Annotated in this window: 22 protein-coding genes and 1 tRNA gene; 12 read left to right on the top strand and 11 right to left on the bottom strand. The window is 67.6% G+C overall.

Features of this window, described 5'->3' with window-relative positions:
- Nucleotides 1-55: 55 nt before the first annotated feature.
- Nucleotides 56-736: a TetR/AcrR family transcriptional regulator gene (locus tag QC765_RS10555; RefSeq protein WP_278314391.1), complete on the bottom strand. Its 681-nt coding sequence runs from the start codon at nt 734-736 to the stop codon at nt 56-58.
- An 88-nt stretch (nt 737-824) separates the two neighbouring features.
- On the opposite strand from QC765_RS10555, the gene QC765_RS10550 reads away from it, so the two are divergent.
- The 3 genes from QC765_RS10550 to QC765_RS10540 are packed head-to-tail and all read left to right on the top strand — an operon-like array spanning nt 825 to nt 4,646.
- On the top strand, nt 825-3,188 hold the full coding sequence (locus QC765_RS10550; protein ID WP_278314390.1) for an FAD-dependent monooxygenase: 2,364 nt from the start codon (nt 825-827) through the stop codon (nt 3,186-3,188).
- A 10-nt stretch (nt 3,189-3,198) separates the two neighbouring features.
- Nucleotides 3,199-4,164, top strand: a complete 966-nt coding sequence (locus QC765_RS10545; RefSeq protein ID WP_278314389.1) for a carbon-nitrogen hydrolase family protein — start codon at nt 3,199-3,201, stop codon at nt 4,162-4,164.
- A gap of 2 nt (nt 4,165-4,166) precedes the next feature.
- Nucleotides 4,167-4,646, top strand: coding sequence for an SRPBCC family protein (locus tag QC765_RS10540; protein ID WP_278314388.1), 480 nt, complete (start codon nt 4,167-4,169; stop codon nt 4,644-4,646).
- Nucleotides 4,647-4,899: 253 nt separating this feature from the next.
- Here QC765_RS10540 and leuA read toward each other — a convergent pair whose 3' ends face one another.
- Both leuA and speB read right to left on the bottom strand, forming a co-directional pair.
- Entirely contained in the window at nt 4,900-6,708 is a 1,809-nt protein-coding gene (leuA, locus tag QC765_RS10535) for a 2-isopropylmalate synthase (protein ID WP_278314387.1), read from the bottom strand.
- A 219-nt stretch (nt 6,709-6,927) separates the two neighbouring features.
- The gene (speB, locus tag QC765_RS10530; protein WP_278314386.1) at nt 6,928-7,884 is read right to left on the bottom strand and encodes an agmatinase; all 957 of its coding nucleotides are present in this window, start codon (nt 7,882-7,884) and stop codon (nt 6,928-6,930) included.
- 60 nt (nt 7,885-7,944) lie between these two features.
- Between speB and QC765_RS10525 the strand changes: the two genes are divergently transcribed.
- A complete protein-coding gene (locus QC765_RS10525) occupies nt 7,945-9,216 on the top strand; it encodes a saccharopine dehydrogenase family protein (RefSeq protein WP_278314385.1) in 1,272 nt (423 codons plus the stop codon).
- On the opposite strand, the gene QC765_RS10520 is transcribed toward QC765_RS10525, so the two are convergent.
- The gene (locus QC765_RS10520) at nt 9,182-10,822 is read right to left on the bottom strand and encodes an FUSC family protein (protein ID WP_278314384.1); all 1,641 of its coding nucleotides are present in this window, start codon (nt 10,820-10,822) and stop codon (nt 9,182-9,184) included. The two genes, QC765_RS10525 and QC765_RS10520, sit on opposite strands and share 35 nt — an antisense overlap.
- A 131-nt stretch (nt 10,823-10,953) precedes the next feature.
- On the opposite strand from QC765_RS10520, the gene QC765_RS10515 reads away from it, so the two are divergent.
- The 5 genes from QC765_RS10515 to QC765_RS10495 all read left to right on the top strand — a co-directional run bounded on the left by QC765_RS10515 (nt 10,954) and on the right by QC765_RS10495 (nt 16,183).
- Nucleotides 10,954-12,219: an aspartate kinase gene (locus QC765_RS10515; protein WP_278314467.1), complete on the top strand. Its 1,266-nt coding sequence runs from the start codon at nt 10,954-10,956 to the stop codon at nt 12,217-12,219.
- Between the two features lies 1 nt (nt 12,220).
- Entirely contained in the window at nt 12,221-13,264 is a 1,044-nt protein-coding gene (locus QC765_RS10510) for an aspartate-semialdehyde dehydrogenase (protein ID WP_278314383.1), read from the top strand.
- Between the two features lie 124 nt (nt 13,265-13,388).
- Entirely contained in the window at nt 13,389-13,919 is a 531-nt protein-coding gene (locus QC765_RS10505; protein WP_278314382.1) for a hypothetical protein, read from the top strand.
- Nucleotides 13,920-14,167: 248 nt separating this feature from the next.
- The gene (locus tag QC765_RS10500; protein WP_278314381.1) at nt 14,168-15,628 is read left to right on the top strand and encodes a catalase; all 1,461 of its coding nucleotides are present in this window, start codon (nt 14,168-14,170) and stop codon (nt 15,626-15,628) included.
- An 81-nt stretch (nt 15,629-15,709) separates the two neighbouring features.
- Nucleotides 15,710-16,183, top strand: coding sequence for a Dps family protein (locus QC765_RS10495; RefSeq protein WP_278314380.1), 474 nt, complete (start codon nt 15,710-15,712; stop codon nt 16,181-16,183).
- Between the two features lie 150 nt (nt 16,184-16,333).
- Here the strand turns inward: QC765_RS10495 and QC765_RS10490 are convergent, their stop codons facing one another.
- The 5 genes from QC765_RS10490 to QC765_RS10470 form a co-directional block, all read right to left on the bottom strand.
- Nucleotides 16,334-17,008, bottom strand: coding sequence for a potassium channel family protein (locus QC765_RS10490; RefSeq protein WP_278314379.1), 675 nt, complete (start codon nt 17,006-17,008; stop codon nt 16,334-16,336).
- A complete protein-coding gene (locus QC765_RS10485) occupies nt 16,998-18,335 on the bottom strand; it encodes a TrkH family potassium uptake protein (protein WP_373876736.1) in 1,338 nt (445 codons plus the stop codon). The genes QC765_RS10490 and QC765_RS10485 overlap by 11 nt, the downstream gene beginning before the upstream one ends.
- Nucleotides 18,336-18,711: 376 nt before the next feature.
- Nucleotides 18,712-18,785, bottom strand: a tRNA-Pro gene (locus QC765_RS10480).
- A 28-nt stretch (nt 18,786-18,813) separates the two neighbouring features.
- Entirely contained in the window at nt 18,814-19,776 is a 963-nt protein-coding gene (locus tag QC765_RS10475) for a metallophosphoesterase (protein ID WP_278314377.1), read from the bottom strand.
- 71 nt (nt 19,777-19,847) lie between these two features.
- Nucleotides 19,848-22,277, bottom strand: a complete 2,430-nt coding sequence (locus QC765_RS10470; RefSeq protein ID WP_278314376.1) for a transglycosylase domain-containing protein — start codon at nt 22,275-22,277, stop codon at nt 19,848-19,850.
- A gap of 555 nt (nt 22,278-22,832) precedes the next feature.
- On the opposite strand from QC765_RS10470, the gene QC765_RS10465 reads away from it, so the two are divergent.
- Complete coding sequence (locus tag QC765_RS10465; protein WP_149360394.1) at nt 22,833-23,141, top strand: WhiB family transcriptional regulator; 309 nt, start codon at nt 22,833-22,835, stop codon at nt 23,139-23,141.
- Nucleotides 23,142-23,350: 209 nt separating this feature from the next.
- On the opposite strand, the gene bagB is transcribed toward QC765_RS10465, so the two are convergent.
- Nucleotides 23,351-24,514, bottom strand: coding sequence for an ArsA family ATPase (gene bagB, locus QC765_RS10460; RefSeq protein ID WP_278314466.1), 1,164 nt, complete (start codon nt 24,512-24,514; stop codon nt 23,351-23,353).
- 5 nt (nt 24,515-24,519) lie between these two features.
- A complete protein-coding gene (gene bagA / locus QC765_RS10455; protein WP_278314374.1) occupies nt 24,520-25,521 on the bottom strand; it encodes an ATPase BagA in 1,002 nt (333 codons plus the stop codon).
- 53 nt (nt 25,522-25,574) lie between these two features.
- Between bagA and sp36 the strand changes: the two genes are divergently transcribed.
- The gene (gene sp36 / locus QC765_RS10450; protein WP_192039688.1) at nt 25,575-25,742 is read left to right on the top strand and encodes a Sp36 family protein; all 168 of its coding nucleotides are present in this window, start codon (nt 25,575-25,577) and stop codon (nt 25,740-25,742) included.
- Complete coding sequence (locus QC765_RS10445) at nt 25,739-26,206, top strand: RidA family protein (RefSeq protein ID WP_278314373.1); 468 nt, start codon at nt 25,739-25,741, stop codon at nt 26,204-26,206. The genes sp36 and QC765_RS10445 overlap by 4 nt, the downstream gene beginning before the upstream one ends.
- The last annotated feature ends 87 nt before the right edge of the window (nt 26,207-26,293 follow it).

Genomic DNA, 26,293 nt, shown 5'->3' with positions numbered 1-26,293 from the left:
CACGCGCGTGCTCGGCCTCGCGGCATCGGTGCACGGGCGCGGGGAGGTGGCGCGCTCATGGGGTTGCCGTGGTGCCCTGGTTCCCGCGCGCCTGGTCGCGGGGGAACCAGGAACGGGAGGACCGCAGGGCGGAGTCGCGGTCATCGCCGAGCCCGATGACGAGGTTGAGCATCATCGGCCGGAGCACGTTGCGTATCCCGGCATCGGGCGGGGTGTAGTAACCGGCCAGCTCGAGCACCACATAGCCATGCAGCGCGGTCCAGATCTGGGCCGCGATCGCTACCGGGGCAAGCTCATCGAGGCGCCTGGACTCCACCGCGCGGCGCGCGGCCTCGACGATGTAGTCGTAGGCGTAGCGGCCGGTGCGCAGCAGGTCATCGGGCGTGCTGCGGTAGCCGCCGAGGGATGCCGAGCCGAACATCACGACATAGAGGTCCGGGTTTGCGCGGGCGTGAGCGATGTAGGCGGCGAAGATCCCGCCGAGGTCCGCCACGGGATCGTCGGTCCGGGGCGCGCGCTCGAACTCGTCCGCGAGCCGGGCGTAGCCCTCGTCGACCACCGCCTTGATGAGCTCGGGCATGGAGCCGAAGTGAGAGTAGAGCGTCATCGTCGAGGTCCTCGCGGCAGCGGCTACCTTGCGGGTCGACAAGCCGCTCGGCCCCTCGAGGGCAAGGAGATGGGCCGCGCTCTCCATGAGGCGCGCGTGCATCGGCGAATCAGTTCGGCGGCTGGCCATTCCAACATTTTCTACCACGAACCCTTTATAACGCTGATATATCAGTGTAATTTGGCAGTATTGCTCATCGCTCGAGGGAGTCCAGCTAGTGCCAGAAACCGTGGATGTCGTTATCGTCGGAGCGCGCTGCGCCGGAACCGCGATGGCCGTGCCCCTTGCCAGGGCAGGAAGGAAGGTCGTCGTGCTCGACAAGGCGGCCTTCCCCGCCGACACCTTGTCCACGCACGTGCTGTTCCCCATGGGGGTCACCGAGGTGGCGCGCATGGGCGCGCTCGAGCGCATCCTCGCCCTCGATCCGTCCCGCATGACGCATCTGCAGCTCGACATCATCGGCGCCAGCCGCACCGAGCGATTCCAGGAGATCGACGGCATCGACTACGGGATCAGCGTTCCCCGCATCGATCAGGACGCCGCGTTCATCGAGGCCGCGCGCGAGGCGGGAGCGGACGTCCGCGAGCAGAGCACCGTCACCAGCATCATCCGCGATGCCGGTGGTCGTGTGGTGGGGCTCGAGTACCTGGATCCGACGGGTGAGGCCAAGGAGATCCGGGCCAGCCTCGTCGTTGGCGCGGACGGCCGCGATTCGCTCGTCGCGCACCAGGTCGGGGAGTGGGAGCCCTACCGGCGCTCCCGCAACGGTCGCGGCATGGTCTTCCGCTACATGGATGACCCGGCCGCCGGCACGCATTGGGCAACGACGCTATGGGAGGGCCGCACGAGCGACACCATCGCTTTCGCCTTTCCCGGTACCCCACGGGGACGGCTGCTCATCCTGTTCATGGGCCCCCGGGCCGAGGTCGCCGAGGCCCGCGCCGACGGCGAGGCGTACTGGGCGCGAAAGGTATCGGAGTTTCCCGCCCTGGCCGCGCGGGCCGCGGGCGCGCGGAACCTCTCCCGCATCCGGGCTACCTCGCGGACCCACGCCTATTTCCGGCGATCATCGGGTCCGGGCTGGGCGCTGATCGGCGACGCCGGGCATTTCAAGGATCCTGTCCTTGGCCAGGGCATGCGTGATGCGATGTGGATGGGGCGACGGCTGGCCGAGCACGTCAGCGAGGTGCTCGACCAGCCGAGGAAGCTCGATCGAGCCACTCGCGCCTGGGAGCGCGCCCGCGACCAGGAATGCCTGCCCACCTACCACTTCGGCAATCTCGAGACCCGCATCCCGGCCGTGCCGCCGGAAATCCTCGCGGCCGTGGTGCGGGGCGTGGGAGGCGCGGAGCTATCGGACATCCACCAGCGGCTCATCAAGCCCCAGGGCGTCTACACCTTCCCGCGCATCATTCGTGCCGCCGCCTCCGCGCTCAGCGAGACCGGCCCACGTCCCCAGCTCCTCCGCCAGCTCGGCGGGCTCGCAGCGATGGAGGCATTGAGCCGCGCCGAGCTTCGGGCCGCGGGATCGCTCCCGGTGCGCATGCCGGGGCTCGGCATGGCAGTGGGCGAGAATCCCGATGACGGCCCATGGGGCCGGCCGCCCCGCGCAGCCAGGCCAGGAGGTAGCGGGCGTGGCGCCAGCGCCACGATGCGCGCCCTCGTCGCTCGGACCAGAGCGGCCACCGCCGAGGTGATCATGCTCGACCTGGTCCGCGCCGACGGCGAGCAGTGGCCCGAGTGGGAGCCCGGAGCCCACATCGACCTGCATCTCCCGTCGGGCAAGCTGCGGCAATACTCGCTATGCGGCACCCGCGAGGATCGGCGGTCCGTGTCCATCGCCGTGCTCCGCGAGGCGCAGGGCCGGGGCGGATCTAGCGAGATCCATGAGCTCGCGGAGGGCTCCAGCATCATGGTCGGCGGCCCGCGCAACAACTTCGGGCTCGAGGACGCCTCGGAGTACTTGTTCATCGCGGGAGGAATCGGGATCACGCCGATGCTGCCGATGATCGAGGCCGCGGAGGCGCTCGCGAAGCCGTGGCGCCTGCTCTACCGCGCCCGCTGCATCGACCGGATGCCGTTCGCCGCCGAGCTTGCCCACCGCTACGGCAGCAGAGTCGTGCTGAGCGACGCCGAGCACGCCGACCGTCCAGACATCGGCGCCTCGATCGCGGGGCTGCCCGAGGGAGCCGCCATCTACTGCTGCGGACCAAGCTCGCTCATGGACGCAGCCGTCGCGCACGCGGCCTCTCGCGAGGACGTCAGCGTGCACATCGAGCGCTTCGTCCCTTCCGATAAGAGCTCCGGGGAGGATCAGCCTTTCGAGGTCGTGATGCAGTCAACCGGTATGACCGTGCCGGTGCCCGCCGGGACCTCAATGCTCGACGCGATGCGCGCTGTCGCGCCGGACCAGCCAGCATCCTGCGAGAACGGTCTCTGCGGCAGCTGCGAGGTCGCGGTGCTCCGCGGCCGGCCAGATCACCGCGACGACATCATCCAGCCAGCAGAGCGTGCCCGCACCGACATCATGTATCCGTGCGTATCGCGATCGCTGGATGCCAGCCTGACCATCGACGCATAAGGAGCACGAAGTGCCGCGCACCCTCACCGTCGCCGCCGTCCAGCCCGCGCTGAAGCTCGCTGACGTCGACAACAACCTCGCCCGCCTCGAAGCACTCATCCGAGATGCCCACGGGGCCCACTCACCGGACGTGATCATCGTGCCGGAGGCCGCCTCCTCGCCGAACGTGCACCATCCGGCAATGCGGCGCGTTCCACGCCCCGAGCGCGGCGCGCCGTTCCAGCTGCTCTCCGGCCTCGCCCGCGAGCTCGGCATCGTGGTGGGCGGAGGCTATCTCGCCGAGCGCGATGGGGACGCCTTTGGGCACTACGTGCTCGCCGAGGCGGATGGGACTGTCACCGAGCATGACAAGGACATCCCCACGATGTGGGAGCAGAACTACTACGTGGGTGGTCGCGACGACGGCATCGTCCACAGCCCCACGCTTGGCCCGGTCGGGCTGGTGTGCGGCTGGGAGTGGGCCCGGTTCGCCACCGCCGCCCGCCTTCGCGGCAACGTCCAGGCAGTGCTCGGCGGCATGTGCTGGCCAACGACGCCCCACAACTGGATCGGCCCCGCCGGATGGTGGGGCAACCGCGAGCACCAGCTCCAGATCGGCCTAGCCCGGAAGCTTCCTGGCCAGTTCGCGCGTCTCGTGGGAGCGCCTGTCGTCCATGCTAGCCACGTCGGTCCGATCACCATGCGCATGCCCGGGCTGCCCCGGGTCCCGTACCGGACGAGCATGCTCGGCGAGACCCAGATCGTGGAGCGCGACGGAACCATCCTGGCCAGGCTGTCCGAGAAGGACGGGGAGGGTCACATCGCTGCGACGATCGAGCTTGCCGAGCCGCACCCGATCGATGACCTCGAGGACGACTACTGGATCCCCGATATGACCGCCACCGTGCGTGCTACCTGGGATCTCGCCAACCTCCACGGCAAGGCCAACTACCGGTTGCGCAAGATCGCCGGAATCCATATCGCACAGAGGGAGTAGTAATGTTCGACCTGCATGAATGCGACGAGGCGTTCTTCCAGACGGCACCAATCGTCCACGCCTTCAGCCTGGACCTGCCCGTCCCCGCATCACGTGTGTGGGAAGGGCTCGCGGGCGACCGACCGCTGGAATGGTGCCGGTTGCTCCGCAACGGCCGCTACACCTCGCCGCGCCCCTTCGGCATCGGCACGACCCGCGAGATCACCGTGGGCGTTGGCTTCCACCTGCGCGAGGAGTTCTTCCGGTGGGACGAGGGCCGGGGGCACTCGTTCTTCGTCACGCAGTCCAGCCTTCCGTTGTTCCGGCGCTTCGCGGAGGACTACGTCATCGAGCCTCTGGGCAACGAGCAGTGCCGCTTGACCTGGACCATCGCGTTCGAGCCAAGCAAGCCGATCGCGCGGCCATCCAGCTTGGCGGGCGAGGGGAACAAGCTGATCCTCGCATGGTTCGAGCATGACACTCGTCGCCACTTCGGCGGCTAGGGGCCGCACCGGGCTCGATGCCGCGCCCCTTCCCGATAGTGGAAGCTTTTCCCGCCCCAGCCAGGAAAAGTTTCCACTATCGGCGGTGCACCCGGCGGCCAGGGCCGTGTGGCGGCAAAAGCACGAGAAAGCGACAAACGCGATAGAAGCCGACCAGGTTTCCCGACGGCTTCTATCGCGTTTTCGGCCAGCGCTGAGGTTTGGCGGCAAACGCCTACGTTTGGCGGCAAGCGCTGGCGCCTGCAAGCCCTGGCTACTCCGCGGCGTGCAGGAAGGCCCGGTTCACGGCCGACACGACTGCGCGCAGCGATGCGGTCGTTATCGATGTAGCAATACCGACGCCCCACACCTGGGTGTCACCGACGAGGCATTCCACGTAGGCCGCGGCCTGGGCGTCATCCCCGGCCGACATGGCGTGCTCGCTGTAGTCGAGCACGCGCACATCGATATCAAGGGTGCACAGCGCGTGGACGAAGGCGGCGAGCGGGCCATTGCCCTTGCCCGTGATCTCCCGCTCCTCGCCGCCATAGATCACCGTCGCGCTGATCGAATCAGTGCCGCCATCGATCTCGGCCTGGTCGAACAGCTGCCGGATGCGCTCGAGGGGCTGCACCGGCTCGAGGTACTCGCGGGAGAACGCCGCCCACATCGCCTCGGGGCTGATCTCGCCGCCCGCGGTGTCGGTGTGGTTCTGGATGGTGCGCGAGAACTCGATCTGCAGGCGCCGGGGGAGCTGCAGGCCATGATCGGCCTTCATGATGTAAGCGACGCCGCCCTTGCCGGATTGCGAGTTGACGCGGATCACGGCCTCGTAGGTGCGCCCCACATCCTTCGGGTCGATCGGCAGGTACGGCACCTGCCACACCATGGTGTCGAGCTCCTTGCCGTAGTGCGCGGCATCCTCGCGCATCGCGTCGAAGCCCTTGTTGATCGCGTCCTGGTGGCTGCCGGAGAAGGCGGTGTACACCAGATCCCCGCCGTAGGGGTGGCGCTCGGGCACGTTGAGCTGGTTGCAGTACTCGACGGTGCGGCGGATCTCGTCGATGTCGGAGAAGTCGATCTGCGGGTCCACGCCGCGGCTGAACAGGTTCATGCCCAGGGTCACGAGGCACACGTTGCCGGTGCGCTCGCCATTGCCGAACAGGCAGCCCTCGATGCGGTCCGCGCCGGCCTGGTAGCCCAGCTCGGCGGCGGCGATGGCCGTACCCCGGTCATTGTGGGGATGCAGCGACAGGATGATCGAGTCGCGCCGCGCGAGGTTGCGGTGCATCCATTCGATGGAGTCCGCGTAGACGTTGGGCGTGGCCATCTCCACGGTTGCCGGCAGGTTGAGGATCACCGGCTTCTCGGGCGTGGGCTGGAAGATCTCGGTGACCGCATCGCACACGTCGCGGGCGAAGCTCAGCTCGGTGCCGGTGTAGGACTCGGGGGAGTACTCCCACATCCAGTTGGTGTCGGGGTACTTCGCGGCTTGCTCGAGGCAGATCAGGGCGCCATCGACGGCGATCTTCTTGATGACGTCCTTGTCGGCGCGGAACACCACGCGCCGCTGCAGGATCGAGGTGGAGTTGTAGATGTGCACGATGGCGTTCTTCGCGCCCGCGCAGGCCTCGAACGTGCGCTTGATCAGTTCCTCGCGGCACTGCGTGAGTACCTGGATGTAGACATCGTCGGGGATCGCGTCCTCTTCGATGATCTCGCGGACGAAGTCGAAATCGGTCTGGCTGGCAGCGGGGAAGCCCACCTCGATGTGCTTGTAGCCCATGGCGACGAGCAGGTCGAACATGCGGCGCTTGCGGGCCGGGCTCATCGGGTCGATCAGGGCCTGGTTGCCGTCGCGCAGGTCCACCGCGCACCACACCGGGGCGCGCGTAGTGATCTTGTCGGGCCAGGTGCGGTCGGGGAGCGATACGTCCTCCACCTCGTCCGCGAACGGCAGGTAGCGGTAGACCGGCATCGAGCTGTTCTTCTGCGTGTTCCACACCGGCTGATCAGTGGGCGCGGGGCGGGATGGCGCGGTCACCATCTCGATGCGGCCTTCGGTGGGATCAGTGATCGTCATCGGAAGTTCTCTCCAGGATTGTGTGAACTGCTTGCTCCCCACGTGCCTGCAGCCGCCGGGGAGTCGACCAGCACCATGAAGCCCCGCGGCGGGACGCCGGTCTGGGTCAGACCCCGCCGCGGCAATCAAGGAGAAGGCCGCGATGCATGATTCAACTGTACATCCGAGCATGGCGCTGTCGCAGCGGCCGGCCCGGCCTGCACCGCCGGGTCCTCGCGGCTACGGCGCCGGCACCATCGCCGAGATCAACTCATAGGCGATGTGAGCTGCGGCGATACCCGTGATCCCGGCGTGATCGTAGGCGGGGGATACCTCGACGACATCAGCTCCGACGAGCTCGTGGCGTGACAAGGATCGCACCATCGCGAGCAGTTCCCGCGAGGTCGCTCCGCCCGCTTCCGGGGTGCCCGTTCCCGGAGCGAACGCAGGATCGAGGACATCCACATCGACGCTGGCATAGACAGGCCCGCTGCCCAGCCGGCGGTGCATGCGCTCCATCAGCGCGGGCAGCCCCTGCTCCTCGAGATCAACGCAGGTCAGCTGCTCGAAGCCGAGCGCCGTATCGTCCGTGAGATCCGCGGCCGAGTACAGCGGCCCGCGCACGCCCACGTGCACGCTGCGCCGCCGGTCGATCAACCCCTCCTCCGAGGCCCGGCGGAACGGAGTGCCGTGGGTGAGCGGCGCGTCGAAGTAGGTGTCCCAGGTGTCGAGGTGCGCATCGAAATGCACCACCGCCACCGGGCCATGCCGTGCCGCGACCGCCCGCAGCAAGGGCAGCGCGATGGTGTGGTCGCCGCCGAGCACCACTAGTCGGACATCCTCGTCGGCGAACTGCCGGGCAGCAGCCTCGATAGCGATCACTGCGGCAGCGATGTCGAATGGCGTCACCGGGACATCGCCCGCATCGGCGACTTGCACCACATCGAAGGGAGCATGGCCGGTCGCGGGGTTGAAGGGGCGCAGCAGCCGCGAGTTCTCCCGGATGTGCGCTGGGCCGAACCGGGCGCCTGGGCGAAAGGTGGTGCCCGCGTCGAACGGGATGCCGAGCACGGCGATGCGCGCCCCCGGGGCATCCTCGATGCGGGGCAGCCGCGCGAAGGTGGGAAACCCCGCGAACCGTGGCACCTTGCTGCTGTCCGCAGGACCCACTGGGGGACCGGTCGGCCCGTTCGCCATGGTCCAAGGCTACGCGCGGTCGCTATATCGCGCGGCGGCGGCAACCGCTAGCGTGGGGGCATGGCAGCTGCGGAATCACAGGCACGGGAATTCGATCTGGTCCTCTATGGCGCGAGCGGCTTCGTGGGCCGGTTGACCGCCGCGCACGTCGCGCACCGCGCGCCTGACTACGCGCGCATCGCGGTGGCCGGGCGCAATCGCGACAAGCTGCAGGCCGTCCTCGACGAGATTGGCGGTGTCGCGCATACCTGGCCGATCGTCGAGGCCGATGCGAGCGATCCTGGTTCGCTGCGCGCGCTCGCCCGGCGCGCCCAGGTGATCGTCACGACGGTGGGCCCGTACGCCCAGTACGGGATGCCGCTGGTGCAAGCCTGCGCCGAGGAGGGCACCGACTACGCGGACCTCACCGGCGAGCAGCTCTTCGTCCACGACACCGTCGAGCAGTGCCACGAGGTGGCAGTCGCCTCGGGCGCGCGCATCGTGCATTCCTGCGGGTTCGACTCGGTCCCCTCCGACATCAACGCATACCTGCTGTACAAGCATGTGCTCGCCGACGACGCGGGGGAGCTGCTCGACACCACCCTCTATGTCAAGGCCGCGCGCGGCGGGCTCAGTGGCGGCACCGTCGCCTCGGGCCGCTACCAGATGGAGCGGGAGGCGCGGGACAAGGAACTGGCCCGCATCACCCACGATCCCTACACCTTCAGCACCGATCGCGCGCTCGAGCCGGAGCTGGGGGAGCAGCCCGAGGGTGGTTTCGGCAAGGCGTCGGATATCGATCCCGGCCTGCGGGGCTGGACGGGGACGTTCCTGATGGCGCCCTACAACACTCGCATCGTGCGCCGGACCAATGGCTTGCTCGGCTGGGCCTACGGCAAGCAGTTCCGCTACCGCGAGGTGATGGGCACTGGCTCCGGCGCCGCCGCGCCGATCGTGGCGGGCACGATGTCGGCCGCGCTGGGCGCGTTGTGGAAGCTCGGCCCGACGATGTTCCGCCGTGTTCCCCGGCCGATCCTTGATCGCCTGCTGCCCGCGCCCGGGACTGGTCCGAGCGACGAGGCGCGCGCCAAGGGGTTCTTCGTCATCGAGACCTACGCGGATACGACCTCCGGGGCCCGCTACAAGGCGACCTTCACCGCCCAGGGCGATCCGGGATACGCCGCCACAGCGATCATGCTCGGCGAGTCCGGGCTCTGCCTCGCCCTCGATCGGGGCGAGCTCTCCCCCCTCACGGGCGTGATCACCCCGGCCGCAGCGATGGGGGACGTGCTGCCCCGGCGGCTGCGCGACGCCGGGATCACCGTTGGGACAGAGCGGCTTCCAACTCCCTGACCTCGGCGTGGAACGCGTCCCGCAAGGCTAGCGGAGCTGTGTTGACGCTGGCGAGGACGCGATAGCCCAGCGCGATGATCGCCACATGCGTGGCCCACTGCTCCCGTGCCCATGCGCGGTCGCTGTGCGCCGTGGCATCCGCGGCGAGGACCGCGCCGATCAGGTCGAACTGGGTATCGCGGCGCAGCTGGCGCACCATCGCCGGATCAGGCTCCTCGAGGAGCGCGCGGACCCGGTCGAGCAAGGACCGCTCGGCCCGGGTCTGCATGCGCCGGTCCGCCCGCCGCGACCATGCCCACAAGGTCACTAGTGCCAGGCCCACGCCCAGTGCGGTCTCGGCGAGCCGGTACGCGGACGTGGCGAGCACGCTCGAAAGCGGGTTCATGGATGTGCTGAGCAGCAGCGCGAGCGGAGTGATGAACGTGGCCGCGACCGCATAGTTGCGGGGCACGGCCAGCTCCACCGCGAACAGCAGCAGCGCCAGCACGACGATCAGCGCGAGCCCGCGCGGCCCGGCGGAAACGATCAGCATGAACACCCCGATCCCCGCGACCGTGCCGAGGAACCGCTGCGCGCCGCGATAGGAGCCGAGCACGCGGTCGGGAGCGCCGCCGAGCACGAGCGTCGCTGCGACCATCGCCCACTCGGGGTGCTCGAGGCCCAGCATCGCGCCGATGCTCGCCGCCACGATCGTCGCGATTAGTACTCGGCTCGCCGTGATCATCGGCGGTGAATCGGGGTGCCACGCGCCCGCGAGCCGGTGCCAGGCCGAGGGGCGGCCCAGCGGGATGATCCCCTGTGGCAGCACCTCCTCCAGCTCATCCCCGGTGCCGCCCGGCTTCTGCGCCTGGTCCTGCTGCTGGCCGACGAGTCGAAGAAATCGCTTGTGCGCCTCGCGGAGGCGGCCCGCGAGGGACCCAGGTGCCGGATCCTTGGCGAGCCGGGCCTCGTGCAGCGTCGCCCAGCCCTGATGGATGGCCGCGCCCGCGACGTGGTGCGCGGACCTCGACGGGGCCGTGGCGGATGCCACCTTCTCGACCGCCTTGTCCGCGGCTGCTACCGCCCGCCGGGCGGGGCCGTAGGGATCCACGAGGATTGGCGCCATGGTAGCGACCAGCGCGCCCGCGACGCCGAGCGCCACCCACGACGATGCTTCGAGGACTGCCAGCCCGGAATGCGGGGCGAGCGCGCCCACCGATGCCGCGAGCGCGACGAAGACTGGTCCGGGCGGACCCATGCGCAAGGCGTTCATGCCGTAGGTCGTGAGCGCAGCGATCACGCCGATCACAGGAATGATGGCCCAGTAGGCCCCGTCCGCGTGGGCGCTGGCCGCCATCGTGGTGGCGAAAGCGCCCGCCATCGTGGCCCCCACCGCGGCAACGACGAGCCAGCGGATCCGGTAGGCGCGGTTCTCCCCGTAGAGCACGGCGAGGGCACCGATGCTGCACAGCACCGCCTCCCGCGGATGGCCGAGCAGCGTGGCGAGCAGGGCGGGGAGCAGGAAAGCCGTGCTCGCCCGCACCGCATTGGGCCACAGTGGCGGCGCGGAGGCGAATCCGAGCAATATCGAGCGTGCCCTGGGGGGTACCGGGAAGTCATCGGTCACCTGCGTATTCTCGCGTCCCAAGGGGGTGCGGTGGCAAGCCGGAATCGGTACACGCTGGCGCATTATGGCTGGATACTCGCTAGACTGACTAGCTGAATCCCAGCAAATTACGCGGAAGGGTGAGTATTAGCGTGGCGCTTGTCGTGCAGAAGTACGGAGGGTCCTCGGTGGAATCCGCCGAACGGATCAGGCGTGTCGCCGAGCGGATCGTCGAGACTAAGCGCCAGGGCAATGATGTTGTGGTGGTTGTTTCCGCGATGGGCGATACAACGGATGACTTGCTGAAGCTCGCTCATGCCGTGTCGCCCTCGCCGCATCCGCGCGAGATGGACATGCTGCTGACCGCTGGCGAGCGCATCTCCAACGCGCTGGTCGCGATGGCGATCCATTCGCTCGGCGCGGAGGCGCGGTCGTTCACCGGGTCGCAGGCGGGGGTGATCACCACGCAATCGCATGGCAAGGCGAAGATCATCGACGTCACCCCGGGGCGCGTGCGCGCGGCCCTCGACCAGGGCTCGATCGTGCTCGTCGCGGGCTTCCAGGGCGTGAGCCAGGACAGCAAGGATGTCACCACGCTTGGCCGCGGTGGTTCCGACACCACAGCCGTGGCGCTCGCGGCGGCTTTGAACGCGGATGTGTGCGAGATCTATACCGATGTCGATGGCATCTACAGCTCCGATCCCCGGATCGTCCCGTCCGCGAAGAAGCTTGACAAGATCACCTTCGAGGAAATGCTGGAAATGGCAGCGGCTGGCGCGAAGGTGCTCATGCTGCGTTGCGTGGAGTACGCGCGCCGCTACAACACGCCCATCCATGTTCGTTCGTCATACTCAAACAAGCCCGGAACGATCGTGTCCGGATCAATGGAGGACATCCCTGTGGAAGACGCCATCCTGACCGGTGTAGCGCATGACCGCAGCGAGGCGAAGGTCACCGTTGTCGGCATTCCCGATGAGCCTGGCTTTGCCGCGCAGGTCTTCCGCGCTGTCGCCGATGCCGAGATCAACATCGATATGGTCCTGCAGAACGTGTCGAAGATCGAGACCGGCAAGACCGACATCACCTTCACCCTGCCGCGCGATGACGGCCCGCGCGCCGTCGAGTTCCTCACCAAGCGCCAGGACAAGATCGGCTTCAGCCAGGTCCTCTATGACGATCACATCGGCAAGCTGTCGCTGATCGGCGCGGGCATGCGCTCCCATCCCGGGGTCACCGCCACGTTCTGCGAGGCCCTCTCGGACGCGGGCGTGAACATCGAGCTGATCTCCACCTCCGAGATCCGCATCTCCGTGCTGTGCCGCGACACCGAGCTCGACAAGGCCGTCCAGGCCGTGCATGCCGCCTTCGATCTCGGCGGCGAAGAGGAAGCCACTGTCTATGCCGGGACGGGGATCTGACATGAGCACAACCATTGCAGTAGTAGGCGCCACCGGCCAGGTCGGCCGCGTGATGCGCCAGCTCCTCGAGGAGCGGAACTTTCCCGCCGACACCGTGCGGTTCTTCGCCTCGGCGCGCTCGGCGGGCAAGACCCTGCCGTTCCGTGGCGAGGACATCGTGATCGAGGATGTCGCCGCGACGTCCGATGAGGACCTGCGCGGCATCGACATCGCCCTGTTCTCGGCGGGGGGCACCCTGTCGAAGGAGCAGGCGCCTCGCTTCGCCGCGGCTGGGGCCACCGTGGTGGACAACTCCTCGGCGTGGCGCAAGGATCCCGAGGTGCCGCTCATCGTCAGCGAGGTGAACCCGGAGCAGATCCACAACCTGCCCAAGGGCATCATCGCCAACCCGAACTGCACCACGATGGCGGCCATGCCGGTGCTCAAGGCGCTGCACGACGAGGCCGGCCTGCAGCGGCTCATCGTCTCCACCTACCAGGCGGTCTCCGGCAGTGGCCTCGCCGGGGTGAACGAGCTGCTCACCCAGCTCAAGGCTGTCATCGATGATGCCGAGAACCTCGTTCACGACGGTTCCGCGGCGAACTTCCCCGAGCCGGGCGTCTACGTCAAGCCGATCGCGTTCAACGCGCTGCCGATGGCAGGCTCGATCGTCGACGATGGCAGCGGCGAGACCGACGAGGACCAGAAGCTGCGCAACGAGAGCCGCCGGATCCTCGGCCTGCCCGAGCTGCTTGTCTCCGGCACGTGCGTGCGGGTTCCGGTGCTGACTGGTCATTCGCTGTCGATCAACGCGGAGTTCGAGCGTCCGCTGTCGGTGGAGCGGGCCGAGAAGGTCCTCGCTGACGCTCCTGGAGTGCTGCTCTCGGACGTCCCGACCCCGCTCGACGCGGCCGGGCAGGACCCCTCCCTGGTGGGGCGCATCCGCCAGGATCCGGGTGTTCCCGATGGCCGTGGACTCGCGCTATTCATCGCGGGCGACAACCTGCGCAAGGGTGCCGCGCTCAACACCATCCAGATCGCGGAGCTGCTCGTCGCCGCGAAGTAGCTCGTCCGTCGCCGCTTGCCCGGCCCGGTAGCCGCACCGTCGGCTGCCGGGCCGGGCTGTTGCGTGGTGCCGAAGCGCGGGTCGATGTGGCCGATCGGGTGCCGCGACCAATAGGGTGTCGGATGTGAGTGCGAACCATGAGGCTGTGCCCCCGCCCCCGATGCCGCCGCGCATCCTCTGGTGGGGGTGGTTCCTGTGGCGCCTGGGCGCCGCGCTGTTCCTGCTCGCCGCGGCGCGCATCATCTGGAACCTGGGGGAGATCCGCTCCCGCCTGGCCGAGGAGCTGCGCACCGATCCCAATTGGGCGTTCCGCGAGGTCGGGGAGGTGGAGCGCACTGCTGGCTTCGCGCCGCTCGGCGTCATCGTGGCGGGCGTGGTGCTGCTGCTCGTGGTGCTCGTGTGCGTGGCGCTGATGCGTCATGTCGGGTCGCGCGGGGCGCGCATCGCCGCCATCCTCTTTGGCATCGTCCTGGTGTTCGTGACCGAGCTGGCGATCAATCTTGGTGGGCAGACGAGCGATGCCACCCCGTCGCTGGTTGATGCAACGCCATTCCTGCAGGCTGCGGTCATGCTCGCGGCGACAGTCCTGGTGTATGTGCGGCAAAGCTCGGAATGGTTGTACCTGGCCCACGAGCACTGGCTCGATCAGCGCTAGCGGGTGTCCCGCGCTCAGGCATTTCTCAGCAAAACTTTACTAGCCTTTTTCTTGACTCAATCCAGAAAGAGGGCATACTGGGATCATGCCCACGGAGCACGCCGCTAGTGACCCGCGCAACACCCTGCGCGCCGCTGGCCCGCGCGTGACAGCCCCCCGTGCGGCAGTCCCGGTCGCGCCCGCGCGATGCCTCGCATCCGGTGCAGCGTGATCGGACCAACCCCCAGACCGCACCAGGAGGTCATTCCATGACTGCAGCGGAAAAGCCAGCAACCACCACGAACACCGGCATCCCCGTCGCCAGCGATGAGCACTCCCTCACCGTGGGTAGCCAGGGCCCCATCGCCCTGCACGATCACTACCTGATCGAGAAGATGGCCCAGTTCAACCGCGAGCGCGTCCCCGAGCGCGTCGTGCACGCCAAGGGCTCGGGCGCGTTCGGCGAGCTCGAGATCACCGATGACGTCAGCGCCTACACCTGCGCCGACTTCCTCCAGCCCGGGCGGAAGACCGAGATGCTCGCGCGCTTCTCCACGGTGGCAGGCGAGCAAGGCAGCCCCGATACCTGGCGCGATCCACGGGGATTCGCCCTCAAGTTCTACACCGAGCACGGCAACTACGATCTCGTCGGCAACAACACCCCTGTCTTCTTCGTCCGGGACCCCATGAAGTTCCAGGACTTCATCCGCTCCCAGAAGCGCCTGCCCGATTCCGGACTGCGCGACCACAACATGCAATGGGACTTCTGGACGCTCTCCCCGGAATCCGCCCATCAGGTCACCTGGCTCATGGGCGACCGCGGCATCCCCCGCGCCTACCGCAACATGGACGGCTTCAGCTCCCACACCTACATGTGGATCAACAAGTCCGGCGAGCGCTTCTGGGTCAAGTACCACTTCAAGACCCGCCAGGGCATCGAGTGCCTCACCCAGGAGGAGGCCGACGAGCTCGCCGGCAGCACGCCCGACGCGCACCGCCAGGACCTTTTCGAAGCCATTCGCGACGGCAACCACCCCCAGTGGGACCTCGAGGTGCAGATCATGCCTTTCGCCGACGCAGAGAAGTATCGCTTCAATCCCTTCGACCTCACCAAGGTGTGGTCCCAGAAGGACTACCCCCGCAAGCACGTCGGGGTCATGACCCTCAACCGCAATCCCGAGAACTTCTTCGCCCAGATCGAGCAGGCCGCGTTCGAGCCGTCGAACGTCGTGCCTGGCATCGGCTTCTCGCCCGACAAGATGCTGCTCGGCCGGGTCTTCTCCTACGCCGACACCCACCGCTACCGCATCGGCGCCAACTACGCCCAGCTGCCGGTCAACGCTCCCAAGGTGCCCGTCCACAGCTACAGCAAGGATGGCAGCATGCGGTACACCTTCAACGATCCCGCGCAGCCCGTCTACGCCCCCAACTCCTATGACGGTCCCCACGCCGACCCCCAGGCCGCTGGCCCCTACGACGGCTGGGAGTCCGCCGGGGACATGGTGCGCGAGGTCTACGTGCAGCACCCCGAGGATGACGACTTCATCCAGGCCGGCACGCTCGTCCGGGAAGTGATGGACGACGATCAGCGCGAGCGGCTCGTCAACAACGTCGTCGGCCACCTTTCCGACGGAGTCACCGAGCCCGTGCTGGCTCGCGCCTTCGAGTACTGGAAGAAGATCGACCCCGAGATCGGCAAGCGCATCGAAGACGGAATGCGCGCGAGCTAGAACCTACATCGCGATGCTGGCGGACCCGATACTGTGAAAATCACGGTTCCCCCGGCCACCGCAACACAAGGAGGACACACAATGCCAAACCCCATCACCAGCACCCTCACCGCTGAGCAGCAGTCGACCACTGGCGAGGCGCTGCAGGGCACCGTGGTCGATCTCATCGACCTCACCCTCATCGCCAAGCAAGCGCACTGGAACGTCCTCGGCAGGAACTTCCGCTCCGTCCACCTCGCCCTCGACGAGCTGGTCACGGTTGCCCGCGAGTTCACCGATGAGGCCGCCGAGCGCTCCACCGCGATCGGGGTGAGCCCTGACGGCCGCGCCTCCACCGTGGCAGGGCAGTCCAGCGCCAAGGGCATCGGCGAGGGCTGGACGAGCGATGAGGACGTCATCAACATCGTGGTGGACAACCTCGCCGCCATCATCGACCGGCTGCGTGCTCGCATCGCCGTCACCGAGGATGCCGACCCCGTGACCCAGGACCTGCTCATCTCCATCACTGCTCGCCTCGAGCAGCTCCACTGGATGTGGCAGGCGCAGGTCGCCTGACCTCGCTAGCAGTTCCGGGCCAAACTGACGGCCACGGGCCAAACTGACGGCCACGGGCCAAACGCGATAGAAGTTGCAGGAATCCCTGCTCCACTTCTATCGCGTTTGGCGTTTTCCCGTGCTTTTGCAGGCGAGCCGACCAGCCCCCGACTAGGTGATATTGGCGAACGACTCGACCTGGCGCACCTTGCCAGCAACGAGGAGGATGTCCCCGCGCATGAGCACGGTGTCCTGCGTGGCGTAGGTGAAGTTCTGCCCGGCCCGCTTGACCGCCACCACGGTGATCTCGTAGCGCCGCCGCAGCTCGCTGTCCTTGAGGGGTATGCCGATGGCCTCGGCGGGGGCAAGGGTCTTGACCATGGCGTAGTCGTCACCGAACTCGATGTAGTCAAGCATGCGGCCGGTGACGAGGTGGGCCACCCGCTCGCCCATATCGTGCTCCGGAATGACGACATGGTGCGCGCCCACGCGCTCCAGGATCCGCTGATGCTGCTTGGAGGTGGCCTTCGCCCAGATCTGCGGCACCTGGAAGTCGGCGAGCAGCGAGGTCGTGAGGATGCTCGACTCGAGATCGGTACCGACGGCGACCACAGCGTGCGGGAACTTGTGCACCCCGAGCTGCATGAGCGAGTCGCGGTCGGTCGTATCGGCGGCGGCGGTGTGCGTGAGGTCCTCGGCGAGGCGCTGGACGATCCGTGAGTCCGAATCGACACCGAGCACCTGGGTGCCGCTGGCGACGAGCTCGCGGGCGAGGGACCTGCCAAAGCGTCCGAGCCCGAGCACGGCGACCCGGGTGCTGGGGGGACGGTCATGTTTACCCGACAATGGGGCGCTCCTCTGGTAGTTCGTATCGACGGGGGCGTTCTTGCAGCGCGAGCGCGGACGCGAGGATGATGGGCCCGATGCGTCCGGCGAACATAAGGATGCACAACACCACTTGGGCCGGTGCCGGCAAGTCCTCGGTGATGCCCATGGATAGCCCGACGGTGCAGAAAGCGGAGATCACCTCGAACAGGACAGTCTCGAGCCGGTGCTCGGAGATGCCGAGGATGAAGATGGTTCCGGCCATGACGGCGGCGATGGAGATCAGGGCGACGGTGAGGGCCTGCCGCTGCACGGTCTCGGCGATCCTGCGGCCCATGACATGGACGGTCGGCTGGCCGCGCAGCTCCGCGAGGATGACGAACCCGAGCAGGGCGAAGGTGGTGACCTTGATGCCGCCGGCGGTGCCCGCGCTGCCTCCGCCGATGAACATCAGGACGTCAGTGATGAGGACGGTGGCGGCGCTCATGTCGCCGGTCTCGATGGTGTTGAAGCCGCTGGAGCGGGGCGCGATGCCCTGGAACGCGCCGGCGAGCAGCTTCTGCATCGTGCTGAGCGGGCCCATGGTGGCGGGGTTGGCCCATTCGAACATGATGACCGAGAAGATGCCCACAAAAGCGAGGACACCATGGGTGAGGATGGTGATCTTGGTGTGCACGGTCCAGTGGCGGGGAGTCGCGTCGGTCTCCGGATCGGCCTCGTGCATCGAAGTCCGGATGTGGCGCGTGACCTCGAAGATCACGGGGAACCCGATGGCGCCGAGGGTGAACGCCACCATGATCGGGATGAGGATGAAGGGATCACCCACGTACTGCATCATGCTGTCGGATTGCAGCGCGAAGCCCGCCGAGTTGAATGCCGATACCGCATGGAAGATTCCCCAGTACAAGGCATCGCCCGGGGAATCCGTGTAGGCGATCATGTAGCGGCTGGTCAGGAATACCGCTGTGATGGCCTCGATGAGGAAGCTCATCCTGATGACGCCGATGATGACGCGGCGGATATCACCGAGGCGGAGGTTCTTCGTCTCGGTATGGGCGATCAACTGCATGCGCATGCCCATGCGGCGCGCGACGAGCAGGCCGAGCAGCGAGGCGACCGTCATGATGCCCAGGCCGCCCACCTGGAACATGCTGACGATCACGGCATGGCCGAACGGCGACCAGAAGGTTCCTGTGTCCACCACGACCAGGCCGGTGATGCAGCCAGCGGAGGTGGCGGTGAAGAGCGCCTCGACAAACGTGGCCTGCTCGGGCCCCGCGGTCGAGACGGGCAGCAGCAACAAGCTCGTGCCGACGCCGATGAACATCAGGTAGGCCGTGACGATCATGCGCGCCGGGTAACGGACGAACGCGCGCGCGGCCTTTCTCAGCCTCGCGCTTGCTCTCGAGCCGTGCTCCTCGGAGTCTGGGAGCGTCACAGCGGCAGCTTCACCGTATTTCCGGGGCACGCCAAGCCATTCGCGCAGGGGGCGCGCCCGCGGGTAATCGGATGCTGATCAAGCATGGAGGTGAGACTACGCCTCGCTCGTGGGCGGCGCGCGACAAGGGGTCGGCATCCCAGGGTCGAGAATGCTTGCGCGACTGTGCCGGTGGGCCCGCCCGCGGCTGCGGCCGCTCATTCCAGGGCGGACTGACCGCGGACCGCAACGACTCAGGGCCGCTCCGGTGTGTCACCGAAACGGCCCTGGCCTGCATCTTGTGGTGTCGGGGTGGCGGGATTCGAACCCACGACCTCTTCGACCCGAACGAAGCGCGCTACCAAGCTGCGCCACACCCCGGTGCTAGCTGCCGCCAGCGTTGGAGAGTCTAGCGCACTGTGGCGTCGGATTGCGAAACCGGCTCGCTTCCCGATCGTGGCTCGGTGTGCTGCGGGGCCGCCACGAGGGTGAGCAGGCTGGCCTCGGGGCGGCAGAAGAAGCGAGCGGGGGCGTAGGGGGAGGTGCCGATGCCCGCGGAGACGTGCAGGCGCATGTGGTTGCCCCAGCGGGAGAGGCCCTTGACGCGGGATCGGTCGATGCCGCAGTTGGTGACGAGCGCTCCGACGCCGGGGAGGCAGAGCTGCCCCCCATGTGTGTGCCCGGCGAGGACGAGGTCGTATCCGTCGCTGGCGAAGCGGTCGAGGACGCGGGGCTCGGGGGAGTGGGTGAGGCCGATGCGCAGCTGGGCTCGTGGGTCGGGGCTTCCACTGATGGTCTTGTAGCGGTCGCGGTTGATGTGGGGGTCGTCGACGCCGGCGATGGCGATGCGGATGCCGTTGATCTCGAGCTCGCGGCGCGTGTGGGTGGCATCGAGCCAGCCGCGCTCGTTGAAGGCAGCGCGCAGGTCCTGCCAGGGGAGGGGGTCGCCATAGGTCCGCTTGTGGTTGGTGCGGAAGTACTTGAGCGGGTTCTTGAGGCGAGGACCGAAGTAATCGTTGCTGCCGAACACGAAGGCGCCAGGGCGCGCAAGGAGCCGGTCGAGCGACTGCACCACGCTGGGGACGGCCCGGGTGTGGGAGAGATTGTCGCCGGTGTTGATGACGAGATCGGGCTCGAGGTGGGCGAGCTCGGCGAGCCACGCCTGCTTGAGGTGCTGCCTCGGCGTCATGTGCAGGTCGCTGAGGTGCAGGATCCGTAGCGCGGGAGTGCCGGGCGGGAGGATCGGCACGGTGATGTTGCGCACCGTGAAGGCGTTGCGCTCGATGAGCGTGGCGTGGACGAGCGCAATGCTCCCTGCCGCCACCGTTCCGAGTGCTGCTTGTGCCGCGAGCTGCCGGGTGTTGCGTGCCATTGTCCAAGGATACGGCAGGGGCGCGGCAGGCGGCACCGGGCCGTGCAGCCGGTGCCGCCTAGTGCCTGGCGCTAGTTGTTATCGGGCACGGGCACGGGGTTGGGCAGTCCGGGGATCTCGACCTCATCGGGCAGGTCCGGGCGCTCGCGGCGCTGCGGCGTGGCGGGCTCGTCGGCATCATCGGAGTCGTTGTTCCCCGTCGAGGGTGATCTCGGGGCGGGCCGGACCACGCGCTCGCTGCCATCGCTGATGTAGAGGGTGATGGTGCTGCCGGGCTGGGCGAATCCGGAAGGCGAGTAGGAGGTGACTACTCCGCGGGTCTCGGCGCTGGAGGTGCTGACTGTCTCGTACTCGTATCCAGCGTTCTCGAGGCGGCGGATGGCGGTGGCCTGGTAGAGGCCGGTGACGTCGGGCACCTGCAGGCTGGGATCGCCCTCGCGGAAGCGGCGCTGGTCGGCAACTGGCTCACGGATGGCGCCGAGCTTGTTGACGACGGGCCCCACTGCCTGGAACCAGGTCTGGGCGGGCTCGTTGCCACCGAAGAGGTTGCCGCTTCCGCACTGGCGCAGGTTGAAGGAGCAGATGGGGCTCGGGGTCGGGGAGTCGCCGTAGACGTAGGCGACGCCGGCGACGGTGTTGGTGTAGCCGAGGAAGCCCGCGGAGAAGTTGGAGTTGGTGGTTCCCGTCTTGGCGGACAGGGGTGCGGACCATCCTGTCGCGTTGGCGGCGCGGGCGGCCGTGCCGTTGCCCACGTGGTCCTGGCTGAGTCCCTGCGACAGGGCTCGGGCGAGCCCCGGCTCGACGACCTGCTCGCATGGCTCGGTGGCGAGCTCGACGGGGTTGCCGTACCGGTCGAACACAGCGTCGATGGGGGTGGGCGGGCACCACATGCCATCGGAGGCAAGCGTGGCGGCGACGTTGGCAAGCTCGAGGGGATTGACGGCCACGGGACCGAGCGTGAACGAGCCGAGGTTCTGCTCGGAGAACATGTCGGCCAGGCTCTGCTCGCTATACCCGGATGAACCGGGCTCCGTGTAGGAGCGCAGGCCGAGCTTGACGGCCATGTCCACGGTCTCCTCCACGCCCGTCTGCTGGATCAACTGCACGAAGGTGGTGTTGGGCGAGGTAGCGAGCGCCTCGGTGAGGCTCATGGAGGACTTGTAGGAGGTGAAGTTCTCCACGCAGTAGTAGTTGGCCGGGCAACCGGGTGCGCCGCCGTCGCCGAGCCCATAGGCGTTGTAGCGGTTCGGGACGTTGACCCAGGTGTTGATGCCCATGCCCTGCTCGAGCGCGGCGGCAACGGTGAAGACCTTGAAGACGGAGCCCGCGCCGTGGCCGACCATCGAGAAGGGCTGGGCGCTGACGGTCTCGTAGTTCTCGCCATCGAGGCCGTAGGTGCGGCTTGACGTCATCGCGAGCAGCCGGTGCGCATCCTTGCCGGGCTGGATGAGATTGAGCACGCTGGCGACGCCTGGGGTTTTCGGGTTGGCGTTGTTATTGACGGCGCGTTTGGCGGAGGCCTGGATCTCGGGGTCGAGGGTGGTCTGGATGCGGTAGCCGCCGCGGCGGAGCTGGTCGCGGCTGAGGCCGGATTCGGCAAGGTATTGCAGGGCGTAGTCGCAGAAGAAGCCACTGTCATCGGCGGTGATGCAGCCCTGTGGAATGGTGCGGGGCTCGGGAATGACGCCGAGGGGTTCTTCCTTGGCGGCGATGAACTCGGCGGCGCGCTCCGGGATGTTCTCGATCATGGTGTCGAGGACGACATTGCGGCGCTCGAGCACGCGCTCGGGGTTGGTGTAGGGGTTGAGGGCCGAGCTGCTCTGCACGACGCCCGCGAGCATGGCGGACTGAGTGACGTTGAGGTCGGCGGCGTCGATGGCGAAGTAGGTCTGGGCGGCCTGCTGGATGCCGTAGGCGCCGTTGCCGAAGGGCACGAGGTTGAGATATCGGGTGAGGATCTCTTCCTTGGTGAGCCGGCTGTCGAGCTCGAGGGCCATGCGGATCTCGCGGATCTTGCGGGCCGGCGTGGTCTCGATCGCGGCGCGGCGCTCGGCGTCGTTCTGCGCGAGCACGAGGAGCTGGTAGTTCTTGACGTATTGCTGGACGAGGGTGGAGGCGCCCTGCTGGACCTCGCCGCTGGTGGTGTTGGTCAGGGCGGCGCGGATGGTGCCCTTCCAGTCGACGCCCTCGTGGTCGGCGAAGCGCTTGTCCTCGACGGAGACGATGGCGAGCTTCATCTCGTCGGAGATGCGGTTGGAGGGCACCTCGGTGCGGCGCTGCTCGTAGATGTGCGCGATGGTGTCGCCGTTGACGTCGACGACCGTGGTGATGGCGGGTACTTCGCCCTCGATGAGCTGGGCCGAGGTGTTCTCGACTGTCTGCGCGGCCTTGTTGGATGCCAGGCCGAATCCGCCCGCCGCGGGAAAGAGCATTCCTGCGAGGAGTACGCCTCCGAGGATGCTGGTGCCGCCGAGCTTTGCGAGAGTGTTTCCGATCGCCACGGTACCTAGGGTACTGAAGCGCGGGGGCGAAGCGGTAGGGCGCGCGGGGCGGGTGCCATGTGGCGCGCCTGGTTCGTGGTATTCCGGGCATCTGGGAGCGCCTGGAAGCTTCTCGGCTTGCAGCGCGGGAATTGTTGTTGCACAAAAGAATCTGTGCGGAGATGTGACTGTGTGCCGGACGGATTAACGTGGGTGCAGGAAGCGGTAGTGCGTCGACCTGGTAACCGTCCCGTCTCGGAGGCAAATCCGAGGTTGCATTTAGCGCAGTTAGTACCTAAGTTTGTTGCCAGTGTGACTCGCACAACACTAAATGGCCAACTGTGATCCAGAGATCACGTGTTGGTGCTTGATGGGGCTAGTGATTTCTGCATCCCACAGGACGCACGAGATCGCTTGCGGGGGATGCGCGTCCAGCCTGGGGCTGGTCAGCGTGCAAGAACACGACCGCAGGGGGCCGGAAGTAGGGAGTCAGCGAAGGTGATGAATCAATCGGCGCCCATAGCGTCCAGTGCATCGATCAAGCGACCCGCGCAGCGTCGCGGCGGTGGCCTCCCGATGACAGCCACGATGTCGACGGAGGAGGCCGAGGCTCGCATCGCGTGGGTTTCCCAGGCCCGATGCCGCGGCATTGACCCCGACGTGCTCTTCGTGAGGGGGGCAGCGCAGCGCAAGGCCGCCACGATCTGCCGGCACTGTCCGGTCGTCCTCGAATGTGGCGCCGACGCCCTCGACAATCGCGTCGAGTTCGGAGTCTGGGGTGGCATGACGGAGCGGCAACGCCGCGCCCTTCTCAAGCAGCACCCAGAGGTGGAGTCCTGGGCCGAGTTCTTCTCCACGCAGCGCGCTCAGCAATCAGCGGGCTGAAGAAGGCGATCGGACGACAAGCCACCCAGCCGACCGAGAGGGGAAGCTCAGTCGGGCTGGGCCTGTCGAAGCCGCCACCCTGGAGCTCAGCGAGATGACTCAACCACAAACGCGATAGAAACCGCCGGAATGATCGGGTGGCTTCTATCGCGTTTGACGTTTTCCAGTGCTTTTGCCGTGGCTGGACCGCCGCGCCGCCGGCACGTCGGCTAGTGCTTGCGCCAGAGCTCCGCGATCGCCCGCAGCGCCGCAAGGTCAGAGACCTCGTAGGGCAATGTGCGGACCTTCGCCACTGGCACCCGCGGGTGCGCGAGCGTGAAACGGGTGAGCAACCGCTGCTCCCGCTTCTCCGTGGTGGCCCGGTCCGCATGGATCGCGAGCACTGCCGACGCGAGCGCCGTGTCCCCGTCCGCCGTGTCCCCGTTCGCCAGTTCCTCCGAGGCGAGGCGAGCCTTGTCCGCGCCGAGATCCGTCAGCGTCTGGTGCGTGCGGTTGAGCAACAGGCCCGCGAGCGGCATGCCCTCCTTGGTTAGGCGGTTGACGAAGAACGAGGCCTCCCGCAGCGGATCCGGCTCGGCGGCCGCGATCACCATGAATTCCGTGCCCGGAGCGCGCAGCATGTCGTAGGTGCGGTTGGCGCGCTCCCGGAACCCACCGAACAGCGAATCCAGCGAGCGCACGAAGCTCGACGCATCCGAGAGCATCTCGGATCCGACGATGGTCGAAACACCCTTCATGGCCAGCCCCAGCGCCCCGGTGACGATCTTGCCGAGGCCCCGGCCTGGCGCCATGAACAGCCGGATCATCCGACCGTCAAGGAACGTTCCGAGCCGTTGCGGCGCATCAAGGAAGTCCAGCGCGTTGCGCGAGGGCGGGGTGTCGACGATGATCAGGTCCCAGCGCTTCTGGTGCACGAGCTGGCCGAGCTTCTCCATCGCCATGTATTCCTGCGTGCCCGAGAACGACGAGGCGACTGTCTGGTAGAACGGGTTCGCTAGCACCGCCGCGGCCCGCTCCGGCGACGAGTGCTCCTGCACCATCTCATCGAAGGTGCGGCGCATGTCCAGCATCATCGCGTCCAGCTCGCCCGTCGAGCCCTCGAGCTCGACCCGCTGCGGCGTGTTGTCGAGCGCCCCGAGCCCGAGAGCCTGGGCGAGACGGCGGGCGGGATCGATCGTGAGCACCACGACCTTGCGCCCCATGTCCGCGGCACGCACCGCGAGCGCGGCGGCCGTGGTGGTCTTGCCGACGCCGCCGGCGCCGCAGCACACCACCACGCGGGTCGACGAATCAGCGAGGAAGCGATCGACGTTCAACCACGGGATGGACGAGTCGGGCACCGGGTCGACCGATGCGTCGTCGATATCGGGCATGCTCATCAGTGGACCCCTTGCTCCGTCAGGATCTGTGCCAGCTCGTAGAGCCCGCCGAGATCGACTCCGTCGGTCATGGTCGGAAGAACAAGCTGCGGGATGTCGATCTCCTCGAGCTGCCGGGCGCTCTCCTGCTGCGCGCGGGTGCGCGCCGCCTGCTCCGCCGCCTCCACGAGAAGGCCGTCGAGCTCCTCGTCGGTGACGGTGATGCCAGCCTTGCCGAGACCCGCGCGGATCGCGTCCCGATCGAGCTCGTTGGCCTGGGCGGCATCGAGCAGCTCCGCGGGAAGGTGCTCGGTGTCCGTCCGGTTCACGATGATCGAGCCGACGCGCAGCTCCTTCTCCTTCAGCTCCTTGACGGCATCGATGGTCTCCTGCACCGGAAGCGACTCGAGCAGCGTCACGAGGTGGATCATCGTGTCATCGGAGTGGAGCAGCTTGACCACCCCGTCGCTCTGGCTGCGGATCGGCCCGGACTTCGCGAGGTCCGACATCGCCTTGGTCACATCGAGGAACGTGCCGATACGGCCTGTCGGCGGGGCATCGACCACGATCGCATCGTAGACATGCTGCCCGCGCTCATCGCGGCGGATGACACATTCCTTGATCTTGCCGGTCAGCAGCACGTCGCGCAGCCCGGGGGCGAGCGTGGTGGCGAACTCGATGGCACCGACCCTGCGCATCGCCTTGCCGGCCAGGCCCAGGCTGTAGAACATGTCGAGGTACTCGAGGAACGCTGCCTCGATATCCACCGCCAGCGCCTTGACCTCACCGCCTCCGTCGGCGGCCGCTACCCGCGTCTCCGCGTAGGGCAGCGGGGGGATGTCGAACAGCTGGGCAATGCCCTGGCGGCCCTCCAGTTCAGCGAGCAGCACACGGCGCCCGCCCGCTGCGAGGGCCAGCGCGAGCGCTGCCGCGACAGTCGACTTTCCGGTGCCGCCCTTGCCGCTGATGAAGTGGAGCCGGGCGCGGGCGGCCTTGCGGGACCACGAGTCGGAGCTAGACACGGTACGAGCTTATAAGCTGCATCAAGGGTAGTGGCCCGACTAGGGTGGTTTTTATGTCTGAGATCACCCGCTGGGAGTATGCCACCGTCCCCCTGCTCACCCACGCGACCAAGGCGATCCTTGATCAATGGGGCCAGGACGGCTGGGAACTCGTCACCGTGCTGCCCGGCCCCACTGGCGAGCAGCACGTCGCCTACTTGAAGAGGGGGCTGTCCGCATGAGCGCCACCCCTAGCGCGCGCCTCAAGGAACTAGGCCTCGCCCTGCCTCCTGTCGTGCCTCCAGTCGCCGCGTATGTGCCCGCGCTGCGGGCCGGTGACTTCGTCTACACCTCCGGGCAGCTCCCGCTGGTGGCCGGCGAGCTGCAGGCCGCGGGCAAGGTGGGCGCGGAGGTCACGCCCGAGCAGGCACAGGGGATGGCGCGCATCTGTGGGCTGAACGCGCTCGCCGCGATCGATGCGCTCGTCGGCATCGATGCGGTGGAGCAGGTCGTCAAGGTGGTGGGCTTCGTCGCCTCGGCACCCGGGTTCAACGGCCAGCCCCAGGTGATCAATGGCGCGTCCGAGCTGTTCGGCGAGGTCTTCGGCGATGCGGGCAAGCATGCCCGTTCCGCGGTCGGTGTCGCCGAGCTGCCCCTCAATGCCGCCGTCGAGGTCGAGGTCATCGTGCGGGTCCGCGGCGAGTAGCGGGAGCTGCTGCTGCATCGATAAGAGAGCATCACGCAACGATCCCCGGCCGCCGCGCGGAGCGCGGCGGCCGGGGATCGCTCGTTC

Origin of the sequence: Hoyosella levis, from assembly GCF_026008515.1 — a bacterium.
Classification (GTDB): domain Bacteria; phylum Actinomycetota; class Actinomycetes; order Mycobacteriales; family Mycobacteriaceae; genus Lolliginicoccus; species Lolliginicoccus levis.
The sequence above is the reverse complement of the archived record's forward strand: the minus strand, read 5'-3'. Positions and strand labels throughout refer to the sequence as shown.